The sequence below is a fragment of the Verrucosispora sp. CNZ293 genome (assembly GCF_002754655.1).
The window spans coordinates 3,678,225-3,701,347 of the sequence record NZ_PEFR01000001.1; the positions used below are offsets into that span (position 1 = coordinate 3,678,225).

The 23,123-nt window shown below is 71.5% G+C and carries 19 protein-coding genes; 9 read left to right on the plus strand and 10 right to left on the minus strand.

Annotated features, from left to right (window positions below):
• The first annotated feature begins 18 nt into the window (after window positions 1-18).
• The 3 genes from CLT74_RS16685 to CLT74_RS16695 are packed head-to-tail and all read left to right on the plus strand — an operon-like array spanning window position 19 to window position 2,434.
• On the plus strand, window positions 19-951 hold the full coding sequence (locus CLT74_RS16685; RefSeq protein WP_099847366.1) for an ATP-binding cassette domain-containing protein: 933 nt from the start codon (window positions 19-21) through the stop codon (window positions 949-951).
• The gene (locus CLT74_RS16690; protein ID WP_099847367.1) at window positions 948-1,736 is read left to right on the plus strand and encodes an ABC transporter permease; all 789 of its coding nucleotides are present in this window, start codon (window positions 948-950) and stop codon (window positions 1,734-1,736) included. The genes CLT74_RS16685 and CLT74_RS16690 overlap by 4 nt, the downstream gene beginning before the upstream one ends.
• Entirely contained in the window at window positions 1,733-2,434 is a 702-nt protein-coding gene (locus tag CLT74_RS16695; protein WP_099847368.1) for a YqeB family protein, read from the plus strand. The genes CLT74_RS16690 and CLT74_RS16695 overlap by 4 nt, the downstream gene beginning before the upstream one ends.
• 53 nt (window positions 2,435-2,487) lie before the next feature.
• Here the strand turns inward: CLT74_RS16695 and CLT74_RS31400 are convergent, their stop codons facing one another.
• From CLT74_RS31400 to CLT74_RS16710, 3 genes are all read right to left on the minus strand, one after another.
• On the minus strand, window positions 2,488-4,116 hold the full coding sequence (locus CLT74_RS31400; protein WP_099847369.1) for a M28 family metallopeptidase: 1,629 nt from the start codon (window positions 4,114-4,116) through the stop codon (window positions 2,488-2,490).
• Window positions 4,117-4,282: 166 nt separating this feature from the next.
• A complete protein-coding gene (locus tag CLT74_RS16705) occupies window positions 4,283-5,755 on the minus strand; it encodes a serine hydrolase domain-containing protein (RefSeq protein ID WP_099847370.1) in 1,473 nt (490 codons plus the stop codon).
• Between the two features lie 74 nt (window positions 5,756-5,829).
• The gene (locus CLT74_RS16710; RefSeq protein WP_099847371.1) at window positions 5,830-6,333 is read right to left on the minus strand and encodes a winged helix-turn-helix domain-containing protein; all 504 of its coding nucleotides are present in this window, start codon (window positions 6,331-6,333) and stop codon (window positions 5,830-5,832) included.
• Window positions 6,334-6,433: 100 nt separating this feature from the next.
• On the opposite strand from CLT74_RS16710, the gene CLT74_RS16715 reads away from it, so the two are divergent.
• Together CLT74_RS16715 and CLT74_RS16720 are read left to right on the plus strand one after the other, a co-directional pair.
• The gene (locus CLT74_RS16715; protein WP_099847372.1) at window positions 6,434-7,366 is read left to right on the plus strand and encodes an AAA family ATPase; all 933 of its coding nucleotides are present in this window, start codon (window positions 6,434-6,436) and stop codon (window positions 7,364-7,366) included.
• Complete coding sequence (locus CLT74_RS16720) at window positions 7,363-7,623, plus strand: Rho termination factor N-terminal domain-containing protein (protein WP_099847373.1); 261 nt, start codon at window positions 7,363-7,365, stop codon at window positions 7,621-7,623. The genes CLT74_RS16715 and CLT74_RS16720 overlap by 4 nt, the downstream gene beginning before the upstream one ends.
• Window positions 7,624-7,642: 19 nt before the next feature.
• On the opposite strand, the gene CLT74_RS16725 is transcribed toward CLT74_RS16720, so the two are convergent.
• Complete coding sequence (locus CLT74_RS16725; protein ID WP_099847374.1) at window positions 7,643-10,834, minus strand: NACHT domain-containing protein; 3,192 nt, start codon at window positions 10,832-10,834, stop codon at window positions 7,643-7,645.
• Between the two features lie 247 nt (window positions 10,835-11,081).
• On the opposite strand from CLT74_RS16725, the gene CLT74_RS16730 reads away from it, so the two are divergent.
• The 3 genes from CLT74_RS16730 to CLT74_RS16740 all read left to right on the plus strand — a co-directional run bounded on the left by CLT74_RS16730 (window position 11,082) and on the right by CLT74_RS16740 (window position 14,208).
• Window positions 11,082-12,068 (plus strand): aldo/keto reductase, encoded by a 987-nt coding sequence (locus tag CLT74_RS16730; protein WP_099847375.1) that lies wholly within the window; start codon window positions 11,082-11,084, stop codon window positions 12,066-12,068.
• A 269-nt stretch (window positions 12,069-12,337) separates the two neighbouring features.
• Window positions 12,338-13,354, plus strand: a complete 1,017-nt coding sequence (locus CLT74_RS16735) for an ATP-binding cassette domain-containing protein (protein ID WP_099847376.1) — start codon at window positions 12,338-12,340, stop codon at window positions 13,352-13,354.
• A complete protein-coding gene (locus tag CLT74_RS16740) occupies window positions 13,351-14,208 on the plus strand; it encodes an ABC transporter permease (protein ID WP_099847377.1) in 858 nt (285 codons plus the stop codon). Before CLT74_RS16735 ends, CLT74_RS16740 begins: the two co-directional genes overlap by 4 nt.
• Window positions 14,209-14,329: 121 nt before the next feature.
• Here the strand turns inward: CLT74_RS16740 and CLT74_RS16745 are convergent, their stop codons facing one another.
• The 6 genes from CLT74_RS16745 to CLT74_RS16775 form a co-directional block, all read right to left on the minus strand.
• The gene (locus tag CLT74_RS16745) at window positions 14,330-17,770 is read right to left on the minus strand and encodes an AAA family ATPase (RefSeq protein ID WP_099847378.1); all 3,441 of its coding nucleotides are present in this window, start codon (window positions 17,768-17,770) and stop codon (window positions 14,330-14,332) included.
• 48 nt (window positions 17,771-17,818) lie between these two features.
• Window positions 17,819-18,181 carry a hypothetical protein gene (locus CLT74_RS16750; protein ID WP_099852167.1) on the minus strand — a complete coding sequence of 121 codons (363 nt, stop codon included), beginning with the start codon at window positions 18,179-18,181 and terminating at the stop codon, window positions 17,819-17,821.
• A gap of 83 nt (window positions 18,182-18,264) precedes the next feature.
• Window positions 18,265-18,525, minus strand: coding sequence for a hypothetical protein (locus CLT74_RS16760; protein WP_093401959.1), 261 nt, complete (start codon window positions 18,523-18,525; stop codon window positions 18,265-18,267).
• 19 nt (window positions 18,526-18,544) lie between these two features.
• Window positions 18,545-19,207 carry a hypothetical protein gene (locus CLT74_RS16765; RefSeq protein ID WP_099847379.1) on the minus strand — a complete coding sequence of 221 codons (663 nt, stop codon included), beginning with the start codon at window positions 19,205-19,207 and terminating at the stop codon, window positions 18,545-18,547.
• A 144-nt stretch (window positions 19,208-19,351) separates the two neighbouring features.
• Complete coding sequence (locus CLT74_RS16770) at window positions 19,352-20,695, minus strand: AAA domain-containing protein (protein ID WP_486582356.1); 1,344 nt, start codon at window positions 20,693-20,695, stop codon at window positions 19,352-19,354.
• A gap of 201 nt (window positions 20,696-20,896) precedes the next feature.
• Window positions 20,897-22,507 carry a DHA2 family efflux MFS transporter permease subunit gene (locus CLT74_RS16775; RefSeq protein WP_099847380.1) on the minus strand — a complete coding sequence of 537 codons (1,611 nt, stop codon included), beginning with the start codon at window positions 22,505-22,507 and terminating at the stop codon, window positions 20,897-20,899.
• A gap of 258 nt (window positions 22,508-22,765) precedes the next feature.
• Between CLT74_RS16775 and CLT74_RS16780 the strand changes: the two genes are divergently transcribed.
• Window positions 22,766-23,086 (plus strand): GYD domain-containing protein, encoded by a 321-nt coding sequence (locus CLT74_RS16780; RefSeq protein WP_099847381.1) that lies wholly within the window; start codon window positions 22,766-22,768, stop codon window positions 23,084-23,086.
• Window positions 23,087-23,123 lie beyond the last annotated feature (37 nt).

The window sequence follows — 23,123 nt, forward strand, 5'->3', positions numbered from 1 at the left end:
TCGGACACGCTGGCAGCCATGATCGCCGTACATCAGCTCACCAAACGGTACGGACGGCACACCGCCGTCGAGGACGTGTCGTTCCACTGCGAGCCGGGCACCGTCACCGGCTTCCTCGGCCCCAACGGGGCCGGCAAGTCCACCACGATGCGAATGATCTGCGGGCTCACCCCGCCGACCGCCGGTACGGCGACCGTCGACGGCCGCCCGTACCGGCACCTGCCCAACCCGGGCCGCACCGTCGGGGTGCTCCTGGACGCCTCCGCCCAGCACGCCGGGCGGACCGGCCGGGAGGCGCTGGCCGTGGCCGCAGCCACCATGGGTGTCGATCGCCGTCGGGTCGGTGCGGTGCTCGACCGGGTGGGGCTGGGCCCGACGGCGGCCCGACGGCGGGTGCGGTCGTACTCGCTGGGCATGCGTCAGCGGCTCGGCCTGGCACACGCGCTGCTGGGTGACCCCCGGGTGCTGGTCCTGGACGAGCCGGCCAACGGCCTCGACCCGGAAGGCATCTTCTGGATGCGTGGCCTGCTCCGGGACTTCGCCGACCGGGGCGGCACCGTGCTGCTCTCCTCGCACCTGCTGCGCGAGGTGGAAGCGGTCGCGGACCGGCTGGTGGTCATCGGGGGCGGCCGGATCGTGGCCCAGAGCGGCAAGGACGAACTGCTGGCCGGTGCCGGCACAGTGGTGCGGGCCCGCGACGGTGCGACGTTGCGGGCCGCGTTGCAGCGGGCCGGCCTGACGGTGAGTGAGGGCTCCGAGGGCCTGCTCGTCGGAGCCGACACCGACGCGGTCGGCGAGATCGCCCGGACCGCCGGGGTGGCCCTCAGCGAGCTACGTCCGGCCGGCGGCGGCGGCCTGGAACAGCTGTTCCTCACCCTGACCGCCACCGCACCGGGCCCCGTCACGCACTCCACCACCATCGCCGAACCGACCGGGGAGGTCGTCCGATGACCACCGTCAGCACCGCACCAGAGGTCACCCCGGGTCACCGCCCGGGCGAACACCGACCGTCGCTGGCCCGGCTGACCGCCGTGGAGCTGCGCAAGCTCGTCGACACCCGGGCCGGCCGCTGGCTGCTGATCACCATCGGCCTGATCAGCGCCGTGATCGTCGCGCTCCTCCTGGTGTACGCCGAAGCGCCGGAACAGAACTTCACGATCTTCTTCACCACCGCCCTGCTGCCGATCGGGGTGCTCCTTCCGGTGCTCGGCATCCTGTCGATCACCAGTGAGTGGTCCCAGCGCACCGCACTCACCACGTTCGCCCTGGTGCCCCGGCGGGAACGGGTGATCACCGCCAAACTCGTCGCGGTGGTGCTGGCGGCACTCGGGGCGGTGCTGAGCAGCCTGGCGTTCGCCGCCGTCGGCACGGCGATCGCCGGTGCCACGGGTGGCGCGGGCACCTGGCGGATCGAGGCGGCCCTGGTGGCGCACGCCGTGGTGTTCCAGGTGGCGAGCGTGCTGATGGGCGCGGGGTTCGGGCTGCTGCTGTTGAACACTCCGTTGGCCATCGTGAGCTACCTGGTGCTGCCGATCATCTGGTCGATCGTGGGAGAACTGGTCCGGCCACTGAACCGCGCGGCCGAGTGGCTGGACACCGGGCGGACCATGGAGCCGCTGTTCACGGCCGAGGTGACCGCCGGGCAGTGGCAGCGACTGGTGGTGTCACTGCTGCTGTGGTTGGTCGTGCCGGTGGTCGCCGGTATGGTCCGCACCATGCGGCGGGAGGTGGCGTGAGGGCGTACGGGACGCCGACAGTGGTCAGTGGTGGCATCACCGAACTTGTCGTGCTCTGGGCCGGTATCCCGCTGGTCGGCGGCGCGCTCGGTGGGTTGCTGGTGGCCGGGGCGGGCTGGGTCGCCGACCTGCCCTGGGCTCCGGTGCAGGGCCTGTTCCGAGCGATCGACGGTCTGCCCGACAGGTACGCGCTACCCGGTGGGGTGGGGGTGGGCATCCTGGTCGGGCTGGTGATCGCCGCCATCGGCACCGCCGAGCGGGTCCGCGTGACCGTGTCCGGCACCGGCGTGCGGCTGCGGGAGGGCAGCTCCGAACGGGAGATCGAACGGCGCGACACCCGGGCGGTCTACCTGGACGGCAAGCACCTGGTGCTGCTCGACGCGGACGACGCCGAGCTGGCCCGGCAGTCCAGCGACCTGCCGGCCAAGGAACTGGCCGACGCCTTCCGGGAGCACGGTTGGCCGTGGGCGGAGTCGGATCCGCACCGCGAGGCGTACCGGCTCTGGGTGCCCGACCTGCCCGGCCTGCCGGCGGGAGCGGACGCGCTGCTGCGGGCCCGGCGGGCGGCGGTGGAGCACGACCGGGGCGGCGAGGCCAGGGAGCTGCGCGCCGAGCTGGCCCGTTACGGGGTGGTGGTCCGCGACGACGGCAAGCGACAGCACGTCCGGCTGACCCGCCGCGCCGCACTGCCCGACTGACCGGGCGGGCCGGACCCTGGTGCCAGGGTCCGGCCCGCCCGGCGGATCGCCGGTTACCTCCAGTGGTGGCCGTGGCCGTGCTTGTGGCCAGGGCCGTGCTTGCCCTTGCCGGGCTTGCCCTTGCCGGGCGTCGTCACGCCGTTCACCGTCGAGGTGTCGTACGCGAACGTGATCACGGCGGTGGCGATCGCGTCGGCGTTGACGTCGAGCGCGAAGACGTTCACGTTGCCCTGAAGCCGGTACCTCTTGCCCAACGCCTGGTAGATCGCGGCGTCGGCACCGTCGGCGACCGGCGTACGGCTGTCGCAGGCCTGGTGGTAGCAGGGGTCGTAGGAGACATCGGCCAGCCCGCCGAAGAGCGCCACCTCGGCCTCCGTCTTGACTCCCTCAGCTCCGGTGAACAGGCCACCGGCCGGGATGTCCACACCGGCGGCGATGAACGCTCCGTAGTCCGAGCGGCCGGTGAAGTCGGACGGCACGGTGGGCAGCTTGCGGGAGGTGAAGAACCTCTCGAACACCTTTTCGATCTCCGCCGAGCCCGCCGGCCCCGGGCCCGAGCCCTGCTGGGCGGAGTCGTCGCCGTCGTACACCCCGAACACGTAGTTCGGCGAGCCGACCATGTCGAAGTTGAGGTAGAGGGCGATGTCGGCGACCTGCTGCTCGGTCAGGTTGTCCACGTAGTACTGCGAACCGACAAGGCCCGCCTCCTCCGCTCCCCACCAGGCGAAGCGGACGGCGTTCTTCGGCTTCACCTTTGCCATCTGCAGCGCCACCTCAAGCAGCGCCGCGCTGCCGGTGCCGTTGTCGTTGTAGCCCGGACCGGCCGGGTCCGAGTCGAGGTGCGCCCCGGCCATCACCACGTTGTCGGTACGCCCGTGCCGGGTCTGCGCGAAGACGTTCTCGGTGCTGCGGATCTCCGACGTGGTGTCGGCCTCGATCCGTACCACCAGGCCGGCGGTGGCGGCGAACTGCTCACCGCTGTAGTAGGACACCGAGACGGTGGGGATGCCCACAGGTGCGCTGAGGGTGCCGGCGAACAGGTCGTAGCGGTCCGCGTTGGCCTCCGGCGTACCGTTGCCCTGGTTCATGATGATCGCGCCGATGGCGCCTGCCGCCTCCGCGTTCGCGGCCTTGACACCGAAGCCGCAGGTGCCCCGCTGCATCAGCGCGACCTTGCCGGCCACGTCGACGGTGTCGAAGTCGCTGGCCTCGCAGCCGGAGGACGAGGCGCGTGGTAGGTCGAGGGCGAGGTCGACCGGAACGACCGCCGCCTCCGCGATGCCGGCACCGGAGTAGTCCATCAGCTCGTAGTCGACGCCCTCGGTGTACGTGGCCGGGCTCGGTGCCACCTGGGCGAACGACGAGCCGAACTCCTCGTAGAACGCGAAGTCGAACTGCTGCCGGGTCACCTGGTAGCCGGCCTTCCTCAACAGCTTGGCCACGTAGTCGGCGCTGGCGTCGTAGCCAGGGGTGCCGGAGGCGCGGGTGCCGGCGTTGGCGTCGGCGATGGCCTGGAACCTGTCGAGGTGCTTGAGTACCCCCTTGACCGTCACCGCCTTGGTCAACTTCTTGGCCGAGTTGTTGTTCGGGCTGGCCAGCGCCGGGCTTACCAGCGCTGTCGTGCCCAGGAGGGTGCCGGCTGCGATGGCGGCGAGCACTTTCCTGCCGGAGAAAGGCACCACGATGTGCCACGTCCTTCCTCTATGGATGTCCGGCTCCCTACCCCCGTGCGCCGGACGTCCCGCCATCCTGATACATCTCGATGCCGTCGCACAGCGCCTGATCAGCCGGTACGCATCGACGTTCGGCCGCTACGCCGATCGATGCCCAGCCGGCAGCCGCACCCGCTCAGCGCACCAGCGCGGCGGTGAGCGCCGTGGCGACGACAACGGAGCCGATTGTCGCCGCCACCCGCAGCCACGGCCGGGCCGCGCCGTTCAGCGGCAGGGTTCGCCAGCGCTGTACGACCAGGGCCAGCCCGACGCCGGAGGCCGCCAACCCGAGCGGCCAGAGCCATCCGGGCACGGCCGACCAGTCACCGAGCTGGTGCCCCAGGGCCGGGTAGACAAGCGCCCAGACGCCTCCCGACAGGACGGTGAGCCGGTCTGCCACGGGGCGCCGCGCGGTGCCGATCAGGGACAGGCCACCGATGAAGGTGAACAGCAGCCCGATCCCGATGCCGATCCACATGGGCCGAGCCGGCGAGGCGGTGCCGGCCTCCTCGGCGGGTACCCCGAGCAGCCGCAGCCCGACGGGCTCCACTCCCATGTCGGTGTTGCCGAGCACCACCACGCCCCGGCCGGTGGCCCGGTCGAAGCCGACGTACGAGGAGAAGCCGCCGGTGGCGCCGTTGTGCCAGGTGATCTCACGGTCGCCGTAGCGGGTGGTGAGCCAGCCGTACCCGATGCGGGTGCGGTCGGTGTCGTCGAACCGCGGGTCCCGGGCCTCGACGCCGGGTGCGGTACCGGCGGCGGTGGCCGCGACGAGTCGCGCCAGATCCTCCACGGTGGACCAGTAACCCAGGCCGGCGGGGGCGTATCCGGTGCCGATCCACGGGTCGGGAGTGCGGCCACTGCCGATGGTGCCCTCCGCCCGCTCGGCGGGCAGGGCCTCCGCGCTGGTGACCTGGATGGTCGCGGTCATGCCCAGCGGGGTCAGCAGTTCCCGGTCGAGCAGTTCGGGATAGCCGAGGCCGGCGTCCGCCGCGAGAGCCTGGCCGAGCACCGCCATGCCGAGGTTCGAGTAGCCGACCTCGCCCCGCCCGTCGCCGGGTGTCTGGTCGTTCGCGGCGGCGCGGACCCGGTCGACGTCCTGGCCGGCGTACGGGTTGCCGGCCGCGTAGTTGGCCCAGATCGTGCGAGCCCAGTCGGTGACCGAGCCCAGCACGATCCGAGGCAGCCCGGCGCGGTGGCTGGCCAGTTCGACCAGGGTCACCTCCCGGGCGGCACCGGTGATCGCCGGCCAGGTCGCGCCGAGGGTGTCGTCGGGGCGTACCGCCCCGACGCCGGCCTGGCGGGCCAGCAGCATGCCGGTGAGCACCTTGGGCACCGAGCCGATCTCGAACGGGGTGTCCGGCCCGACCGGGTTGCCGGCGCGGTCACGGTCCCCGAGGCCGGCGGTGCGGATCCGACCTCCGTCGATCAGGGCGACAGCGAGCCCTCGGTAGCCGCCCGGGTCGTCCACAGCGGCCCGGGTGGCGGCGGCGAGGTCAGCGTCGCCGGTGGTCTGTGTGGTCAGCCGGGGCTGCCGGGGCATGAGGCCAAGCCCGATCAGGCCGGCAACCATCCCGGCAACCAGGAGGATGACGGACGTCTTACGCATGAGGGGCTCCTTCCGTTCCTGCCGGGCCTGACGGAAGGCCGTGGTGACCCGGCACGGCCGGTTGGTGGGGCGGGTCAGCGACCGGCGGCGGTGAGGATGGTCAGCAACGGCACCACCCGTTCAGCGGGGATGGCGTACCGGCCCCGGCCGGCGCTGCGCAGCCATCCGGCGGCGGTGAGCTGACGCAGGTGGTGGTGCAGTTGGCCGGTGGTGCCGAGATCCTCGATGCCGGCCAGCTCGGCGGTGCCCTGCCGGCCGCCGAGAATCTCGCGCAGCAGGCGCAGGCGGACCGGGTGGGCCAGGGCGGACAGGACGGCCGGCAGGTCGGCCCAGTCTTCGTCCAGCAGGTCCTCGACGGCCCGACCGTACTGCCAGTCGTAGTGCTGCCCGGCGAGCCGGACAGCGCCGGTGTAGAGCACGGCTCCGGAGCCGTCGCTCGGCAGTCGCTGCTTGAGCCCGTCGAGCGCCCAGAAGACCCCCGCCGGCGGCAGGGTCGGCTCCTCCGCGCCGCCGAACCGCTCGACAAGGGCGGCGACCTGCGCCTCCAGCGCCGCCAACCGTTCCTCTACGTCCGCCATTCTTAGATTCTACGAACTTACGTAGTTACGTGCAAACGCAGGATGATCGACTTTCCGCCGGACGGCCCGCTACCGTCAGTCGTCTTGGGGAGGTACGTCGATGTACGTCGTGTCCGTGATCAACTACAAGGGTGGGGTCGGCAAGACCACGGTGACCGCCAACCTCGGTGCCGAACTGGCCAACCGGGGGATGAAGGTGCTGCTCATCGACCTGGACCCGCAGGCAAGTCTGACCTTCGGCTTCTACGACCCGGACGACTGGCGGGAGCGGCTACGCGACAGCCGGACCGTGAAACGGTGGTACGACGCCCTGCGGGAGGGCAGCCCGTCGGTCACGCTCGGTGAACTCGTGGTGTCGCCAGGCGCGGCGAACGCCCGGCTCACCGGTGCCGGACGGCTCGACCTGATCGCGTCGCATCTGCAACTCGTGGACATCGACCTGGCCCTGGCCCGCAGCGTCGCCGGTGGCGAGGAGTACGACGCCGAACTGTTCCGGGTCCGTGGTTCGCTCGCCGAGGGGCTGCTCGCCGACGGGCTCGACCCGTACGACATGGTGCTCATCGACTGCCCGCCGAACTTCAACGTGGTCACCCAGTCGGCCATCATCGCCAGCGACCACCTGGTCATTCCGGCCAGAGCCGACTACCTGAGCACGCTGGGCATCGACTACCTGTACGGCAACGTGCGGGAACTGGTCGAGCAGTACAACGCCGACGCCCGCCGGTTCGCCACCGTACGCCGGCACCAGAAGGTCGCCCCCGGCGTGGCCGGCGTGGTCTTCACGATGATCCAGCTGCTGTCGCAGCAGCCCATCGCGACCCACCAGAGCTACATGGACCAGGTCCGCAACCTGGGCCTGCCGGTCTTCCCCACCGCGCTGCGGGAGAACGTCACCCTCTATGCGACGAACACCCCGCGCGGCGTGCCGGTGGTGCTGCGCGACCGCGTCACGGTGCCCGCCGTACGCGACGAACTGCGTCGCCTCGCCACCGAGTTCCTCGACCACCTCCAGCCCGACCGGCAGCCGGCATGAGCGAGCGGCAGCGAGCGAATCATCAACTCAGCGAGCGGGACGACCTGACCGACGCCGTCGAGCAGTTGGCGACGATGGCGAGCCGCGCCGACGGCACCGCGTACCTCTCGCCCTGGCCGCTTCGTGACCTGCGGGAGCTGGCTGCGGAGCTGGGGTTGCGCGGCGTCGGTGGGCTGCGCAAGGCGGACCTGGTCGAGCGGCTCGTCGAGCACACCATCGGCTACCGGCTCGCCTCCACCGCGCTGCGCCGCCGCTGATCCGGACGCGGCACCCCCGTCAGCCGCGGGTCCTCACCGCCTGCCGTGGCGGGCCGCTGCCCCCGGTGGCCTGACGACCGATCACGGTCTGCTCGGCGGTGCGGACCGTGGGCACCCGGTCCAGCAGGGCGCGGTACGGGTTGCGCAACGCCCGTTCGCGCAGCCGGGTCAAGCGCACCAGCAGGACCATCGCGCCCACCAGCCCCGCCACCAGCACCACCGTGGACTCGACGCCCAGCCAACCGGCCACCGTGGCGAACGCGACAGGCGCCCCCACCCCCACCAACCCGACCACGGCGATGAGCATGACGACGACAGGTATCCAGAACTGGTCGTTGTCAGTCGACATGATCATTACGATCACGAAGGACACCACCACGGCTGCCGTGCAGAGCACCACGACCGCTGCCGCGACCACCGGCCCCCAGGACCACCAGCCGATGAGCGTGCCGACCGAACGGGTGATCGCGATGCCGGTCAGGGCCACGCAGGCCAGCGTCCCGAGCGTGACCGCGACGTTGCGCAGGAAGGTCAGGACGGTGGGCGCCTCCGGCCGCTCGTTGTGCGTCCGCCAGTCCCGCAGGTCGGCGTCGAGGGTGGTGCTGCTCCACAGCCGACTTGCCAGCTCCGTCAGTACCGGCGTCGGCAGGCTGGTCAGCACCGCCGCCCGCCAGCCGGGCATCCGAGGCGCCAGCGCCCGCATCGCGATCTCGCGGGCGGCCCCGGGCTCCCGCTGGGCCACCAGGTCGAGCATGTCGCGGATCTCGTACGCACCGAAGGCACCGGAGAGCAGCCGTTTGTGACCGAAACCGTGTGCCTTGCGACTCAGCTCCTCGGTCAGCTCCTTGGACACCTTGCCCGTGGTGAACATGCCGGGCCGTACGAGCACACCGGGCTGCGCGATGAGGCCGACCGCGAGACGGACGTCGACAGTGCCGAGATCACTCGGGGCGTCGCCCTTCGACTTGGAGATCAACCAACCGAGGCGGCCCATCGTCCGGGCCAGCGGGGTACCCGCCTCGAAGGGAGCCCACAGCCAGTCGTACCAGTCCGCGCCCGGTAGTCGTCCCGACCGCCGGTCGGCCGACCGCACCGCCTCGGCGGCCACCGACGCGGCCTCCACGGCCGTGGGGTCGAAGGTGCGCAGCTCGTTCTCCACGTCCGGCGCGCCGACCAGAACGGCCAGCCGCCACGCCGCGCGTACGGCGACCTGCGGGTCGCTCGCCCACAACTGTTCCGCCAGGGCCACCGCGGCGGCGGGGGTGCCGACGGCGGCCAGGTCGTCGACGGCGGCAACCGAGCCGGCACCGGCCCGGGCGGCGAGGGTCGGGATGGCCAGCTCACCTGTGGCCCGCAAGGCGGTACGGGCCGCCGGTACCCGTACCGCCATCTCACTGAGCAGTTCGATCGCCTCTCGGCGGCGGGACTCCGCGAGGGCCACCACGGCGTCCTCGGCCACCGGGCCGCCGGAACGCGCCTGCTGCGCCAGGCTGTCGAACAGCCGCTGACCGAACGACCCCGGATCACCGGCCACCGCGCCGAGCGCCGCCAGCACCAGATGCTTGTCCGCCACCGGCCTGCCGAGCAACCGAACCTGGCTGTCCACGATGGTCGCAGCGAGAATGTCGTCGATCTGCCGGGCCTCGGCGACGCACTCCAGGGCGAGCAGCTTGTCCCGGTCGTCACCGGCGAAGATCTGCCGGACCACACCTGAGGCGTCGCGGTTGGCCCCGGCGCACCAGAGCTTCACCGTCTCCCGCCACCGGCCCGGGTTCTCCCGGTAGAGCTGGAGCAACCGCTCGGGGTCGTCCGCGAGTTCCACCGCCGCGAGGTATTCCTGCAGGGTCAGGTGGGCGAACTCGTAGAGCAGGTTGTTGTCGTCGATGCGGATCAACAGCCCGCTGCGTTCCACGATCTCGTCGACCATGCGCGGCAGGTGCTCCTCGGCCAGGCGGAACCGGGGCAGGATGCGGGCGAGTTCGGCGTACACCTCCGCCTCGCCGATCACCCGGCGGTCGGTGCCCTGGGACCGGCCGCCCTGGGCGGCCAGCGCGACCGCCCGCAGCGCCATCAGCTTGTGGCCGGCCTGGTAGCGGGCCAGATTGCGGTGTCGGCCCAGATCCCGGTCCCGACGCAGCAGGTGCTCGACGGCCTGCTGGTAGAACTCCGCCCGCGAGTTGGTCAACATCGAACCGGCACCGGCGTCCGCCTCGTACAACGTGCTGATCATGGTGAGCATCAGGGGGCTACGAGCCAGCCGCATCACCGTCGGGCTCGACCGCAGTTCCGCCAGGAGTTGCTCGACGATGTGCCGGGAATCGGCGGCCACCTCGTCGCGTTCCCGGCCGGGCGCGTGCTGCTCCGCGCCAGGCCGGCGGGTGAACCAGAGCCGTAGGAAGTGCCGGATACCGGCGTCGTCGAAGCCGGCCACCCGGATCTCCCGGTCGAAGACCGGCCGCAGGTCACCGTCGTAGACCGCGTCGCGGCAGGTCACCACGATCTGCGTGGTCGGATGGCGCTCGGCGAACTCCTTGATGTCCTCGGCGACAGCGCCCCGTCGTTCGGTGACCACCTCGTCGAGCCCGTCGAGGAAGACACAGAGCCGGCCACTGGCCAGCGCCACCTCGACGACCTGCTCCGCGTCGGCGACGAGCGGAGGGGCGAGGCGGGGCCGGCGGCGACTCTCCGGTTCGTCGTCGAGCCGGCCGAGGGCCTCCGCGATCAGTTGCCGGATCGTACGTCCGTCCCGGTTGGACCTGGCGAGTTCGACGAGCACCGGCACCCGGTCGAACCGCTCGGGCGCCGCCGCCCAGCGCACCATCGAGTGCCGCAGCAGCATGGACTTTCCCGCCCCGGCCGCACCGAGGATCACCGTGCGGCGGCGGCCCTGGACGTCGCGGTAGATGTCGACCCGCCGGCCGTCCTGCTCGTACTCCAACGGCACGTACACCTCGTCAAGCGTGACCGAGACATCCCGGAGAAAGCCGAGTTCCATCCGGTTGTAGGTGCGGGCGACCCAGGCCCGGTAGCGGCGCCACTCGTCGGCCCGGATGCCGCGTCGCCGGCCGGCCACGCGGCCCCAGAGCCGGGCCAGCAGGGCTTTGATCCAGTCGGCGAAGAACTGCTGGATCACCGCGACGAGCACCGCCAACAGGGAAACCCCGACTGCCGCGTACTCCAGGCCGAAGGGCAGGTCCGGCAACTGTGGCACGAGGCAACTCCTCTACGCAGTGAGAGCGGGCAGGAACACACCGTATGGGTGGGCGTGCCGCTGCGCACCGGGCTCCGGTGCCGCAGGCGATGGACCTTCGGACGAGGGAGTCAGGTCACCCGGGTCGCGGAACGGGCCGCACGGTGATCCCGAATCGACCGCTCGCTCCGGGGTTGACCTCGAGTGCGCTCGAAGACGCAGGCTGGTGCCGCGTCCACGTCGTCCGGACGCAGGAGAGGAGTACCCCATGCGGTACCGCACCATCGGCAGCGACAGGCGTACCCGCCGCGAGGTGAGCGTGCTCAGCCTCGGCGCGATGCTGTTCGGCACGAACACCGACGAGGCCACCTCGTACGCCATCCTGGACCGGTTCGTCGAGGCCGGCGGCACCTTCATCGACACGTCGAACAACTACGCGTTCTGGATGACCGGCGGGCAGGGCGGTGACAGCGAGGAACTGCTCGGCCGGTGGCGGCGCAGCCGGGGCATCGGCGACGAGATCGTCATCGCCACCAAACTCGGCGCGCGACCGCTGGCCCCCGGCACCAGCTACCTGGACAACCCGGAGGGATTGTCGGCGAAGGTGATTCGGGAGTCCGCCGAGCGCAGCCGGGAACGGCTCGGCGTGGACCGGCTGGACCTGCTCTACGCCCACATCGAGGATCACCGGGTGCCGCTGCGGGAGACCGTCGAGGGTTTCGCCGAGCTGGTCGCCGAGGGCACCGTGGGGCTGCTCGGTGCGAGCAACCACCGCACCTGGCGGGTGGAACGGGCCCGGGCGCTGGCCGCCGCGGCCGGACTGCCCGGGTACGAGGTGCTGCAGTACCACCGCAGCTACCTGCCGGCCCGGCAGGACGGGCCGACCGACCTCGACATCGACGGCAACGTGGGCGCGGTCGGTGGCGAGCTGACCAGCTACCTGCGGGCCGAGCCCGGCCTGACCCTGGTGTCGTACGGGTCACTGCTCAGGGGCGCCTACGTCCGGCCGGACAAGCCGCTGGGGCCGGATCACGACCTGCCGAGCGCGCCGGTGCGGCTGGCCGCGCTGCGGGAGGTCGCGGAGCAGACAGGTGCGACTGTCAACCAGGTGGTGCTGGCCTGGCTGATCGACGGCGACATCCCCACCATCCCGCTGGTGGGCGTCTCCTCGGTGGCGCAGTTGGACGAGAGCCTCGCCGCCGTGGACCTGACGCTGACGCCCGAGCAACGGCACCGGCTCGACACCGCCTGGTAACGGGGGCCGGCAGCCTGCCGGGCCGACCACGGTCCGGATCACTGCCGACAGGAGGTGTCGGGGCAGCCGCCGCTAGATCTGATCTAGCGGCGGCTGTCCGCCGTCTCGCGCCTGTCGGGTGAGCCGACCACTCCCGCCGCCCAGCGTCGTTGAAGCTGGCGGATGACCACGGGAAGGGAGCATCCTGTCGTACCCGTGGGGTGTGGTGGGGCGTCGGGTCGCGGCGGCCCGGCTCACAGGCGTGACGAACGGAAGGAAACTTCGCAATCATGAGTAGACGCACCACCGGCCTCGCCATCGAGGCCGAGGGTCTGACCCGGTCTTTCGGTGAGACCCGCGCGCTCGCCGGCCTCGACCTCCAGGTTCCGGCCGGAGCCGTGTACGGGCTGCTCGGGCCGAACGGCGCCGGCAAGACCACAGCGGTACGCGTCCTGGCCACCCTGCTGCGCCCGGACGGTGGGCAGGCCCGGGTGTTCGGTCACGACGTGGTCTCCGAGGCCGACGCGGTCCGCTCCCGGGTCAGCCTGACCGGCCAGTACGCCTCGGTGGACGAGGACCTGACCGGCACGGAGAACCTCATCCTGCTGGGTCGGCTGCTCGGGCTGCCCAAGTCCGCCGCCCGGCAACGGGCGGAGCAGCTGTTGGCCGCGTTCGGGCTGACCGAGGCGGCCGGACGGCAGGTGAAGAAGTACTCGGGTGGCATGCGGCGCCGCATCGACATCGCGGCGAGCATCCTCAACACCCCCGACCTGCTCTTCCTGGACGAGCCGACGACGGGGCTGGATCCGCGCAGCCGTAACCAGGTGTGGGAGATCATCCGGGCGGTGGTCGCGCACGGCACGACAGTGCTGCTGACCACGCAGTACCTGGACGAGGCCGACAAGCTGGCCAGCCGGATCGCGGTGGTCGACCACGGCCGGGTGATCGCGGAGGGCACCCCGGGCGAGTTGAAGTCCTCTGTCGGTTCCGGCACGGTCCACCTGCGGCTACGCGACGCGGACCAGCGGCCCGAGGCCGAGCGGGTGTTGCAGGCCACGCTGAGCGTGCCGGTCCAACTGGAGGCCGACCCGGTGGCGATCACCGCGCGCGTCGGCGGCGACGGCACCGAGCTGGACGCCAGCGCGCAGGCCGCCCGGGCACTTGGCGAGCTGTCCCGCGCCGGCATCGTGGTCGACGACTTCTCCCTCGGCCAGCCGAGCCTGGACGAGGTCTTCCTGGCCCTGACCGACCACCCCGCCGTACCGGCCACCGACGAGCGGGACGACGAGCTGGAGGCAGCCCGATGAGCAGCGACACCGCCACCTCGACCGGCCGGGCGCCGACGGTCTACGTACCTTCGTCCGAGGCGCTCGCGACGGTCCTCGCGCCGGGTGCCCGACCGCCCCGGCCGAGCCCGCTGTCGGCGTCGCTGACCTTCAGCTGGCGTGCCCTGTTGAAGATCAAGCACGTCCCGGAGCAACTCTTCGACGTGACCGCGTTCCCGATCATCATGGTGCTGATGTTCACGTACCTGTTCGGTGGCGCGCTCGCCGACAGCCCCCGTGACTACCTGCAGTTCTTCCTGCCGGGCATCATGGTGACAAGCGTCGTGATGATCACCATGTACACCGGCGTCGGGTTGAACACGGACATCGAGAAGGGTGTCTTCGACAGGTTCCGGACGCTGCCGGTGTGGCGGCCCGCCGCGCTGGTCGGCATGATCGTCGGCGACGTGCTGCGCTACATCCTCGCCGCGCTGGTGATCCTGACCGTCGGGCTGGTGCTCGGCTTCCGCCCCGACGGCGGCGTGCTCGGCGTCCTCGCCGGCATCGGCCTGCTCGTGGTCTTCTCCTTCGCGTTCTCCTGGGTCTGGACGTTCTTCGGGCTGATCCTGCGCAGCGAGAAGTCGGTGATGGGGGTCAGCATGATGGTGCTGTTCCCGCTGACCTTCCTGAGCAACGTCTTCGTCGACCCGTCCACGATGCCCGGCTGGCTCCAGGCGTTCGTCAAGGCCAACCCGATCACGCACCTGGTCTCGTCGGTACGCGCGGCCATGGCCGGCACCACGGACGCCTCGGCGATGATGTGGATCGTGCTCTGGAGCGCCGCCTTCATCATCATCTTCGGCACCCTGACCATGTACCGCTACAACCGCCGCTAATCTCACCCACCCCACCCCGCGCCCACCCCGTTGCTCATGAGGTTGGCGGCACTCATGGAGATCAAGACCGCCGCCAACCTCATGAGCAACAATCCGGGAGCGGGGGTGGGGTTTGGGTGGGTCAGAGGTGCCAGGGGAGAGGGGTGGGTGGGAGGTAGCGGCAGGCGGAGCCGGTGGAGACCGTGCCGCGCAGGTGGGCGGCGAGTGGTGGGTGCCGCTGGTCGAGGCGTCGCAGGGTGTCGCGGATGCGGGCGGTGACCGTCTTGCGGGCCCGTTCCGCCTCGTCACCGAGCCGACGGGTACGTCCGGCCAGACCGGCGGCGGCCCGCAACTGGTCGATGAGCGCCTGCCGCTCGGTGTCCAGCGCCGACACCCTGGCCTCGTCGCCGCGTCCGGCCGCCAGGTCGATCTCGTCGTCAAGCCGTTCCAGATGGCGCCGGTACCGGTTCTTCGCCTCGTCGTCGAGCACCTGGTCGCCGCCCATCCGGCGGGCGGCGACGAGTTCCGGCCCGGCGGCCGGATCGAGCAGTTCGACCACGGGCACGTCGACGCCGGGACGGCCGAGCAGCAGGCGCAGGTCGTGCAGCCCCTTGGCGTCGGGCAGATGCACTGTGCTGCCGTCGAAGGTGAGTCGCCAGACGGCACCGTCGCGCCGGAACTCGTACGCCGGTCCCACCGCAGCACCGTTCCCACCCGGCACCGGGGCCGAGCCAGCTGTCGCCGGGACAGCCGTGGCCGAGCCAGCCGTCGCCGGGACAGTCATGGCCGAGCCAGCCGTCGCCGGGTCCGTTGCGGCCGGGCCCGTCGGTGGGCCCGCCTCGGCGGACCGCTCGGGTGCCTCGATGGACGGCAGGGCCGATCCGGCGGCGGCGAGCCGGGCCAGCACCTGCGGCATGTCGAGTTGGTGGGCCTCCTGCTCGGCAGCGGCGCGCAGGGCAGCGGCACTCGCGGCGTCACCCGGGGCACCACGAGCGGTCAGGACGTCGACCAGCGCGGCCCGGGCGATCAGCGACCACGGGCGGGCGCCCATCCGGTCAGCAGCGGCGCGGGCTGCGGAGAATCCGGCGACGGCGTCGTCCCAACGCTGCTCGGCGGCGTCGATCACGGCGAGCCAATGATCCACCGGGCCACTGACGTCGCAGCCGTACAGCGAGACGAGCCACTGACCCCGGTACGGCGACAGAGCCTGACGGGCCTCGGCGCAGCGGCTCGGGTCGGCGACCGTGGCCTGGGCGCGCGCCCGCAACCACATCGGCGAGATCGACCCGGCGTACCGGGTACCCACGGCTTCGAGCTCCGCGATGAGGTCTGTCGCTCTGCGGTGGTCACCGCGTTCGGCGGCGGTGATCGCCCGCAGCAGGTCGAGGTGCGGATGTTCGGCCCGGGTGAGCCCGTCGAGCAGTGCGTCGGCATCGTCGAGTCGGCCCCGCAGCAGCAGCAACGCCCAGCGCAGGTGGTGGCCGAGGAAGGCGTGGTCGGAGTGTTCCCACTCGTCCAGCTCACCGAATTCGCGGTAGCAGACCTCGGCACCGGCGAAGTCGCCCCGGAAGGCGCCGATGATGCCGTTGTCGATGGCCGCGGCCATCTGGTGCCGGGGCTTGCCGGTCTGTCGTCCGCCGGTGACGAAGGCGGTGAGTTCGGCGAGATAGTGGGGATCACCGAGTTCCAACAGCGCCACCCAGCGCAGGGAGGTGGACCACAGCTCGGTCTCCCGGTCGCCGTTGCGGCGCGCGACGTCGCGGATCTCGCCGGTGAGGGCGGCCCGTTCGGGGGCGGTGCCCAACCCCCAGGTGGAGTCGTGGCGTGCCCACAGACTGAAGGTGAGTGCCTCGTCGTCCCGCGTCGACCGGGCGAGCGTCTCGGTGGCGGTCATCAGATCCGCTTCGAGGACGGCCGGTCCGACGCTGTCGTCGGGTTCGCCGATGAGCCGCCGGTATGCCTCGCGCAGCAGCGCCTCGCCGTCGACGCCCGGTATCGGCTCCAGCTGCCAGTGGCGACGCGCGTTGAGCGCGAACCGGGCCAGCGTCGCGTGGTCGTCGACCGTCATGGCCAGCGCTGTCGCGTCGCCGAGCAGCTGACGTGCCTCCTCCCGGTCACCGCAGTGAAAGAGCTGATCGGTCAACGCCGTCATGATCTTGACCCGCTGAAGGTCGTCCCGCACCACCTCAAGCGCCCGCCGAAGATGAACCGTGGACTCCTCAAGCGCCAGTCGGCACCTGGCGTCCCGCGCGGCTTCGACCAGTAGCTCGGTCACCCGCGTCGGGTCCAGCTGAGCGCCCGCCAGCCAGGCGTGGCGGGCAACGTCGGCGGGGATCAGCAACTGGTCCAGCGCGTGATGCTCCTCGACGGCCCGCACCACCGCTGCGTGCCGAGCCCCACGGTCGTCGTCGGTCAGCGCGTCATAGAGCGTCTCCCGGACCAGGTCGTGCACGAAGGCGTACCGGCCGTCACCGACGCTGAGCAGCAGTCGCGCGGTCACCGCGACATCCAGCAGCTCGCCGACCCGGGTCGGCGGCAGGCCGACACTGGCCGCCAGTACCTCGCCGTGGAACTCCCGCCCCAGCACGGCGGCGACGGTGAGCGCCTCGCTCACCATGCTGGGCAGATGGTCCAGCCGACGCCGCACCACCTCCCGTACGCCGGGTGGGATGGTGGCGAGCGCGCCGTCGGCGTGCCACAGCCGGGCGGTCTGTTCCACGAAGAAGGGGTTGCCGCCGGTGCGCCGGTGCACATCGTCGACGCAGTTGGAGTCGGGCACCCGGCCGGCGGTGCGGGCCATCAGCGCGCCGACCTCGTCACGGGACAGGCCGGTGAGGCTGACCGTGGTGGCCTTGGCCACCAGCGACATCAGCAACTGTCGCAGCGGGTGGTCGACGGCCTCCACCTCGGCGTCGCGGTACGTCCCGACCAACAGCACCCGCTCGAACCAGGTGTGCTGGGCGGCGAACCGCAGCAGTCGCACCGATGCCGCGTCAGCCCAGTGCAGATCGTCGAGGATCACCATGACCGGCCGACGCTGCGACACGGCGACCAGGGCCGTGGTGACCGCGTCGTACAGGGCGAACTCGTCCTGCTCGGCCGCATCGCCCAGGTCAGCGACGGCCACCGGCAGCGAGAAGCCGACGTCGCCGCGGGCGGTGGCCGGCACCAGAGCACCCGCCTCGCCGTGCGCGATGCCCGGTACCAGCGAGCCGGCCTCGCTGCGGGCGGTCGCCGGCACCAGAGCACCCGCCTCGCCGAGCAGGAGGGCGAGTGCCGGCTCGGCGGATTCCCGAGCCATCGCCCAGTCCTGCGGCGACCGGCGCAACCTGCGCAGCACCTGGGTCCAGGGCCAGTAGCCGGGGGCGCTCGCCGAGTCCCAGCAGGCGCCACCGAGCACCAGCGCGCCCTGCCTGCGGGCCTCGTCGGCAGCCGCGGTCACCAGGGTGGTCTTGCCGATGCCGGGCTCACCGGCGACCAGGACCAGGCCGCCGTGGCTGGCGGTGGCCCGGTCGACCTCGGCCCGCAACAGACCGGCCGGATGATCCCGCCCGATCATGAATCCGCCCGCCTGCGCCCTCATGGCAACCGACGGTAGCCGACCGGGCCGACACGCCGGGGCCGTCGTGGTTCAGCGGGCGTCGGTGACCACGTGGGCGCAGGCGACGCAGGCTGGCGGCCCCTGCTCGGCGAACCAGCGGCAGGTACGCCGGATGGCACACCGGGGCAGTTCCACCTCCGGCTCGCCGACGGTCTGCGCGTACGACGTGACCAGGCGTTCACCGAGCCCGCAGTGGTCACCTGTCCAGAAGCCGCACCTGCTGGTGACGCAGGGACCGGCGAGCCGGTAACGGGCCTCCACCGGGACCTCCGCCTCCGCCGCGGTGACGGCGACCTCGGCGGGCAGAGCCGGAGTCACGTAAGCGACCCGGCCGGCCGGAGTGATCATGCCGAGGAAGACCGTGGCGTTCGACGCCGGCGTACTCGGGCACATCCGCTCCACCGACCCGGCCGCGCCCGGCGGCCCCTCCGATGCGACCGGCCGCGGCGTCGCGGCCGGTCCCTCCGATTGTCGGATCACTTCTGCAACCAGAAGCCGATGTCGTTGATCTTCTCGCCGAGGTCCTGGGCGAACGGACCGTCGATCACCCAGAGGCCGTACCACTCGGGCCGCAGCCGTAGGTTGGCGTGGCCGAGGGCGAGCGGGTTGCTGAGTTTGGTGCCGGCGACCGAGAGGGCGGCCAGGCCGGCCTTCTGGATCTCACCGGCGATCTGGCTCTGCTGCTCGGATGTGAGGTCGACGCCGTCGACCACGAAACGGAACTCGTGGCGTGCCATGGTGTTTCCTCCGGTTCGTTCAGTAGGTGTCGGTACGCAGCCCGCGCCGCAGTGCCGTCCTGGTGAAGGCCGCCCAGCCGGAACGGGAGGCGGCGTCGAGGCGGCCCACCTGGTGGCGCCACCTGGTGGCACCGTCGGTACGCACGCCCCACAGTTCGCGGCACGCCGCGACCGCGAAGGCGACCTGCTCGGGCGACCCGGTGAACCCGGCCGCACCGTCGACCACGCGCAGCCCGCCGTCGGCGGCGACTGTCACCTGCCCGAAGTGGTGATGCAGGCTGGCCAGGGTGCCCAGGTGGGCGTGGTCGGCTCGGCCGGCGAGGAACGCGTCGAGTGGCCGGTCGTCCACCACCACCCGGACGGCGCGCAGGGTGAACGCCGCCCCGGCGGAGTCGGCCGCGCCGACCACCTCGGTGGGGACACTCCACTGACGCGGCGAGTTCGCCGACCAGAACGCCAACCAGGCGCCCAGCCGCTCGTGCAGGTCCGGTTGCAGGGCCGCCGGGGCGGCCAGTCGTGCGGTGGCGATCCCGTTGTGGGTGACCGCCGACGCTGCCGCGCGGATCGGGACGGCCGCCGCGGCGGGTGAGGTGGCGACGGTTGCGGTCACGGCTACGGCCGAGGCGACCGCGGTGCCGGCGAGCAGCCCGCGCCGGGACAATGAGACAGATGGGGATGACATGGTCCGCCTTTCTCCGACGGCCTAGGCATCCCACGCTATAGACGGCGACAGATCATCTGAATCGCCGTTGTATCGGGACGCCGACATGAATCCCGGTGATCGACGACGGCGTGAACACGTTCATCCTGCATCGCGTCGTGCTGGTCAACGCAACGGCTGGGTCACCGTGGTGAGATGGGCGAGGATGGCCTGGTTCGCCTCCCAGCCGTCGGGGAACCTGACCGGCACGTCCAGTTGGGGCGCCTCGGTCGAGGGGTGGGCGTCCAGCAGCTCGCCGATGCCGGCGCGGGCCACCACCAGGCAGGCCTGCCGGTGCCGGGAGGTGAGCACGCAGAGCCGCCCCGATTCCAGGTGGAAGGCGGTGGCGTCCCGCCGGCCGGAGAGCGGGTGCAGCACGATCGTCACGTCGTACTCCCGGCCCTGGAGTCGGTTGGCGGTGTCGACGGTGACGTCCGCACCGGCCTCGCCGAGGTGCGCGCGGATGACCGCCACCTGGTCGCGGTGGGCGGCGCCGACGGCGATCCGGTCCGCGGTTACCGGCGCGCCGCCGGGCGCCTGCTCGCAGACCGCGACCACCCCGCGCCGCAGCACCCGCAGCGCGAGCGCGGCACACGCGGCGGCGGCTTCCCCGTCGGTACGCAGGGTGTGCCGGGCCGGCAACTCGTACAGCGCCCAGCCGGTGGTGACGGCCGACTCCACAGCCCGGTCGACGGCGTCACCCCGCCCGGACCCGGTGAGGTGCAGTGCCCGGTCGGTAGGGCCGGTACCCGCGCGGAACCCGGTGAACGGGTAGAACGCGCGGGACACGACCGGGGCCGCCGAGGCCGGCAACCGCCAGGAGACCGGCAACCGGTGCACCGGCAGCTGCGGATTGTGCCGCAGCAGCACCGCCACCGCCGACTGCATCGGATCCCAGGTCAACCCCGCCCACCGACCGGTGTCCACAGTGGAAAACGGGTCGAGCTGCCCCGGATCACCCACGAACAGGGCCCGTTCGAACCTGCCGGCCACGCGCAACAGGGCGTCCGAGCGCATCTGGTACGCCTCATCCACGATCGCCCACGGCCAGCAGCCCTCGGTGACCGTGGCCCACTTGGCGGCCGTACCGATGACCACTGCCGAGGCGGCCAGGTCGCTGACCTTTGCGGCGACCCGGACCTGCGGATGCGCCCGCACCCGGTGCGACGGCCGGTAGTCGCCGGCCGAGAGCCGCCCGATCCGCAGCTGCGGCGCCTTCGTGGCGAGCCTGTCGATCAGGTCATCAACCTGCTCGTTCGTCTGCGCAATAATCATCAGCGGCTCGCCGGCTCTCGCCAGTTCGATGGCGGCCCGTACCACAAGGGTCGACTTACCGGCCCCCGGCGGCGAGTCGACCACCACGCCCCGGTGCTCACCCGAACGCAGGTCAGCCAGCACGGCAGTGATCACGCGCTCGGCCTCGACCGCCGGCGGCACGGCCAGCTCCGGCGTCAATCCGATCTCCCCCACCGGCCGCACCCTACCGCCCGCTGTTTCCTTCCGCGCCCGCCCTCACTCTCGGCAGCCGACACCGCATGCGGCATGTCGGGGCTTCCCACGAACCGGAAAGCCCGACATGCCGCATGTCGTGAGCAGCGACGCCGAGAGGCGGCCGAGCACGCCGAAGCGGAGCAGGGGCGAGCAGGGCGAGCGGCGGAGCAGGGCGAGCGGTCAGTGGACGATGACCGGGGTCTTCGGCTGTTCGCCCGCCTGACCTCCGGGCTGGTCGTCGAGCAGGTGGGACCGTTCCCGTCGCCTCGGCAGGAACGCGGCCGGGATGAACGTCGCGGCCACCAGGGCGAACGCCACCCAGAAGGTGGTGGCGAAGGAGTTCGCGGCGAAGTCCAGCCCGCGCTCGATGATTGACGGATCGGGAAGCTGCTGCGCCAACTCCGGCCGCTGCTGGGCGGCGATCGCCAGGCCGGCCTCGGTGATCGGGTTGCCGTTCTCGTCGGTGAGGCCCGGGATCGGCCGGGAGCCGTTCAGCTCGTTGGTGAGGATGACCGACATCACCGCGGCACCTACGGAACCGCCGATCTGCTGGAGGATGTTGACGAGCGTGGAGCCTCGGGCCACCTCGTGCCCGGTGAGCGTCTTCAGCGCCGAGGTCATGATCGGCATCATCGTGCCGCCCATGCCCAGGCCCATCACGAACAGCGAGCCGCAGAGCAGCACGTACGACGTGTCCGCGTCGAGCTGGGTGAAGGTGAAGAACCCGGCGAGGATGAGCACCAGCGCGAACGGCACCGTGCGGCCGACCGGCACCTTGTCGGCGAGCATGCCGGCGATTGGCATGGTGACCATGGCGCCGATGCCCTGGGGGGCCATCAGCAGGCCGGCGTGCAGCGTCGACTCACCGCGCACCTGGAGGAAGTAGCTCGGGAAGAGCAGCCCGGCGCCCATGAAGGCGATGATGAAGACGAACATGGTCAGCGCCGCGACGGTCAGCCTACGGTTGCGGAACAGCCGCAGGTCGAGCAGCGGATGCTGGGGCTTGAACGAGTAGAGGACGAACGCCACCACCAGTACGGCACCGATGAGCATCGGCCCCCACACCTCGGAGTCGGTGAAGGTGCCGGCCTCGGGCAGCGTGGAGACGCCGTACAGGAACAGGGCGAGACCCGGCGAGAGCATCAGCATGCCGAGGAAGTCGAACGACTCGGAGGGCTGCGGGCTGTCCTTCGGCAGGGCCAGCTGGGCGTAGACCAGCGCGACCACGCCGATCGGCAGGTTGATCAGGAAGATCCAGTGCCAGCTCGCCACGTCGATCAGCCAGCCGCCCAGGATCGGGCCGCCGATCGGGCCGAGCAGCATCGGGATGCCGAGCACGGCCATCAGCCGGCCGATCCGGTTCGGCCCGGCCGCCCGGGTCATGATCGCCATGCCGATCGGCATGAGCATGCCACCACCGAGACCCTGCAACACCCGGTACGTGATCAACTCACCGATCGTGTCGGCGGTGGCGCAGAGACCGGAGCCGATGGTGAACAGCGCCAGGGCCATCATGTAGAGGCGTTTGGTGCCGAACCGGTCGGCGGCCCACCCGCTGAGTGGGATGACCGTGGCCAGGGCGAGCGTGTAGCCGGTCATCGTCCAGGCGACGCGGGCGTACGAGGCGTCGAACTCGCTCTGGAACGTCGGCAGCGCGACGCTCACCACCGTCACGTCGAGGATCGACATGAGCGCACCGAGCACGACGACGCCGGCCACCTTGAGCACCGCGGCGTCGAGCTTGTCCGAGGTCGGGACAGGCTGCGGTGCCGCGACGGATTGCTGTGTCACGAGGTCTCCTGTTGTCGGAATGTCCGAAGGACGAGCGGTGGTGGCCGACGTGGCACCCGGGCCGGCGCGACGGCGGTGGTGAAGCCCGCACGGCACAGTAGCTCCCGCCAATGACAATTCGCCGCCCGTTTAGCGACCAGCAGAGCTTTCTGTGAGCACGGCCACGGTGACTCTGCGCCGCGAGGCGTGGCCGGGCCGGAAACGGGTAGGCGCGGCACGCGCGGCAGGGCAGGGCGGAGGTGGGAAGGTGGTGCCAGCGTGGCGAAGTTCCTGGTCACGGCGACCTACACGATCCCGGGCATGGCCGGGCTGGCCAAGGACGGCGGGACGGCACGGGCCGAGGTGGTCAGGGCCCTGATCGAGAACGCCGGTGGGCAGGTGGAGGCGTTGTACTACGCGTTCGGCGAGTTCGACCTGTACGTGCTCTGCGAGGTGCCGGACAACCTCACCGCCGCCGCACTCGGCATCGCCGTGCGGGCGGCCGGCGGCGTTGACGCCCGTATCGTGCCGCTGCTGACCACGGAGGAGATCGACGCCGCGGTTCGGCTGCCGGTCACCTACCAGCCACCAGCTCCGTGACGCGGGTCGAGCCGGACGGCAACTCGCCGCCCAGCCC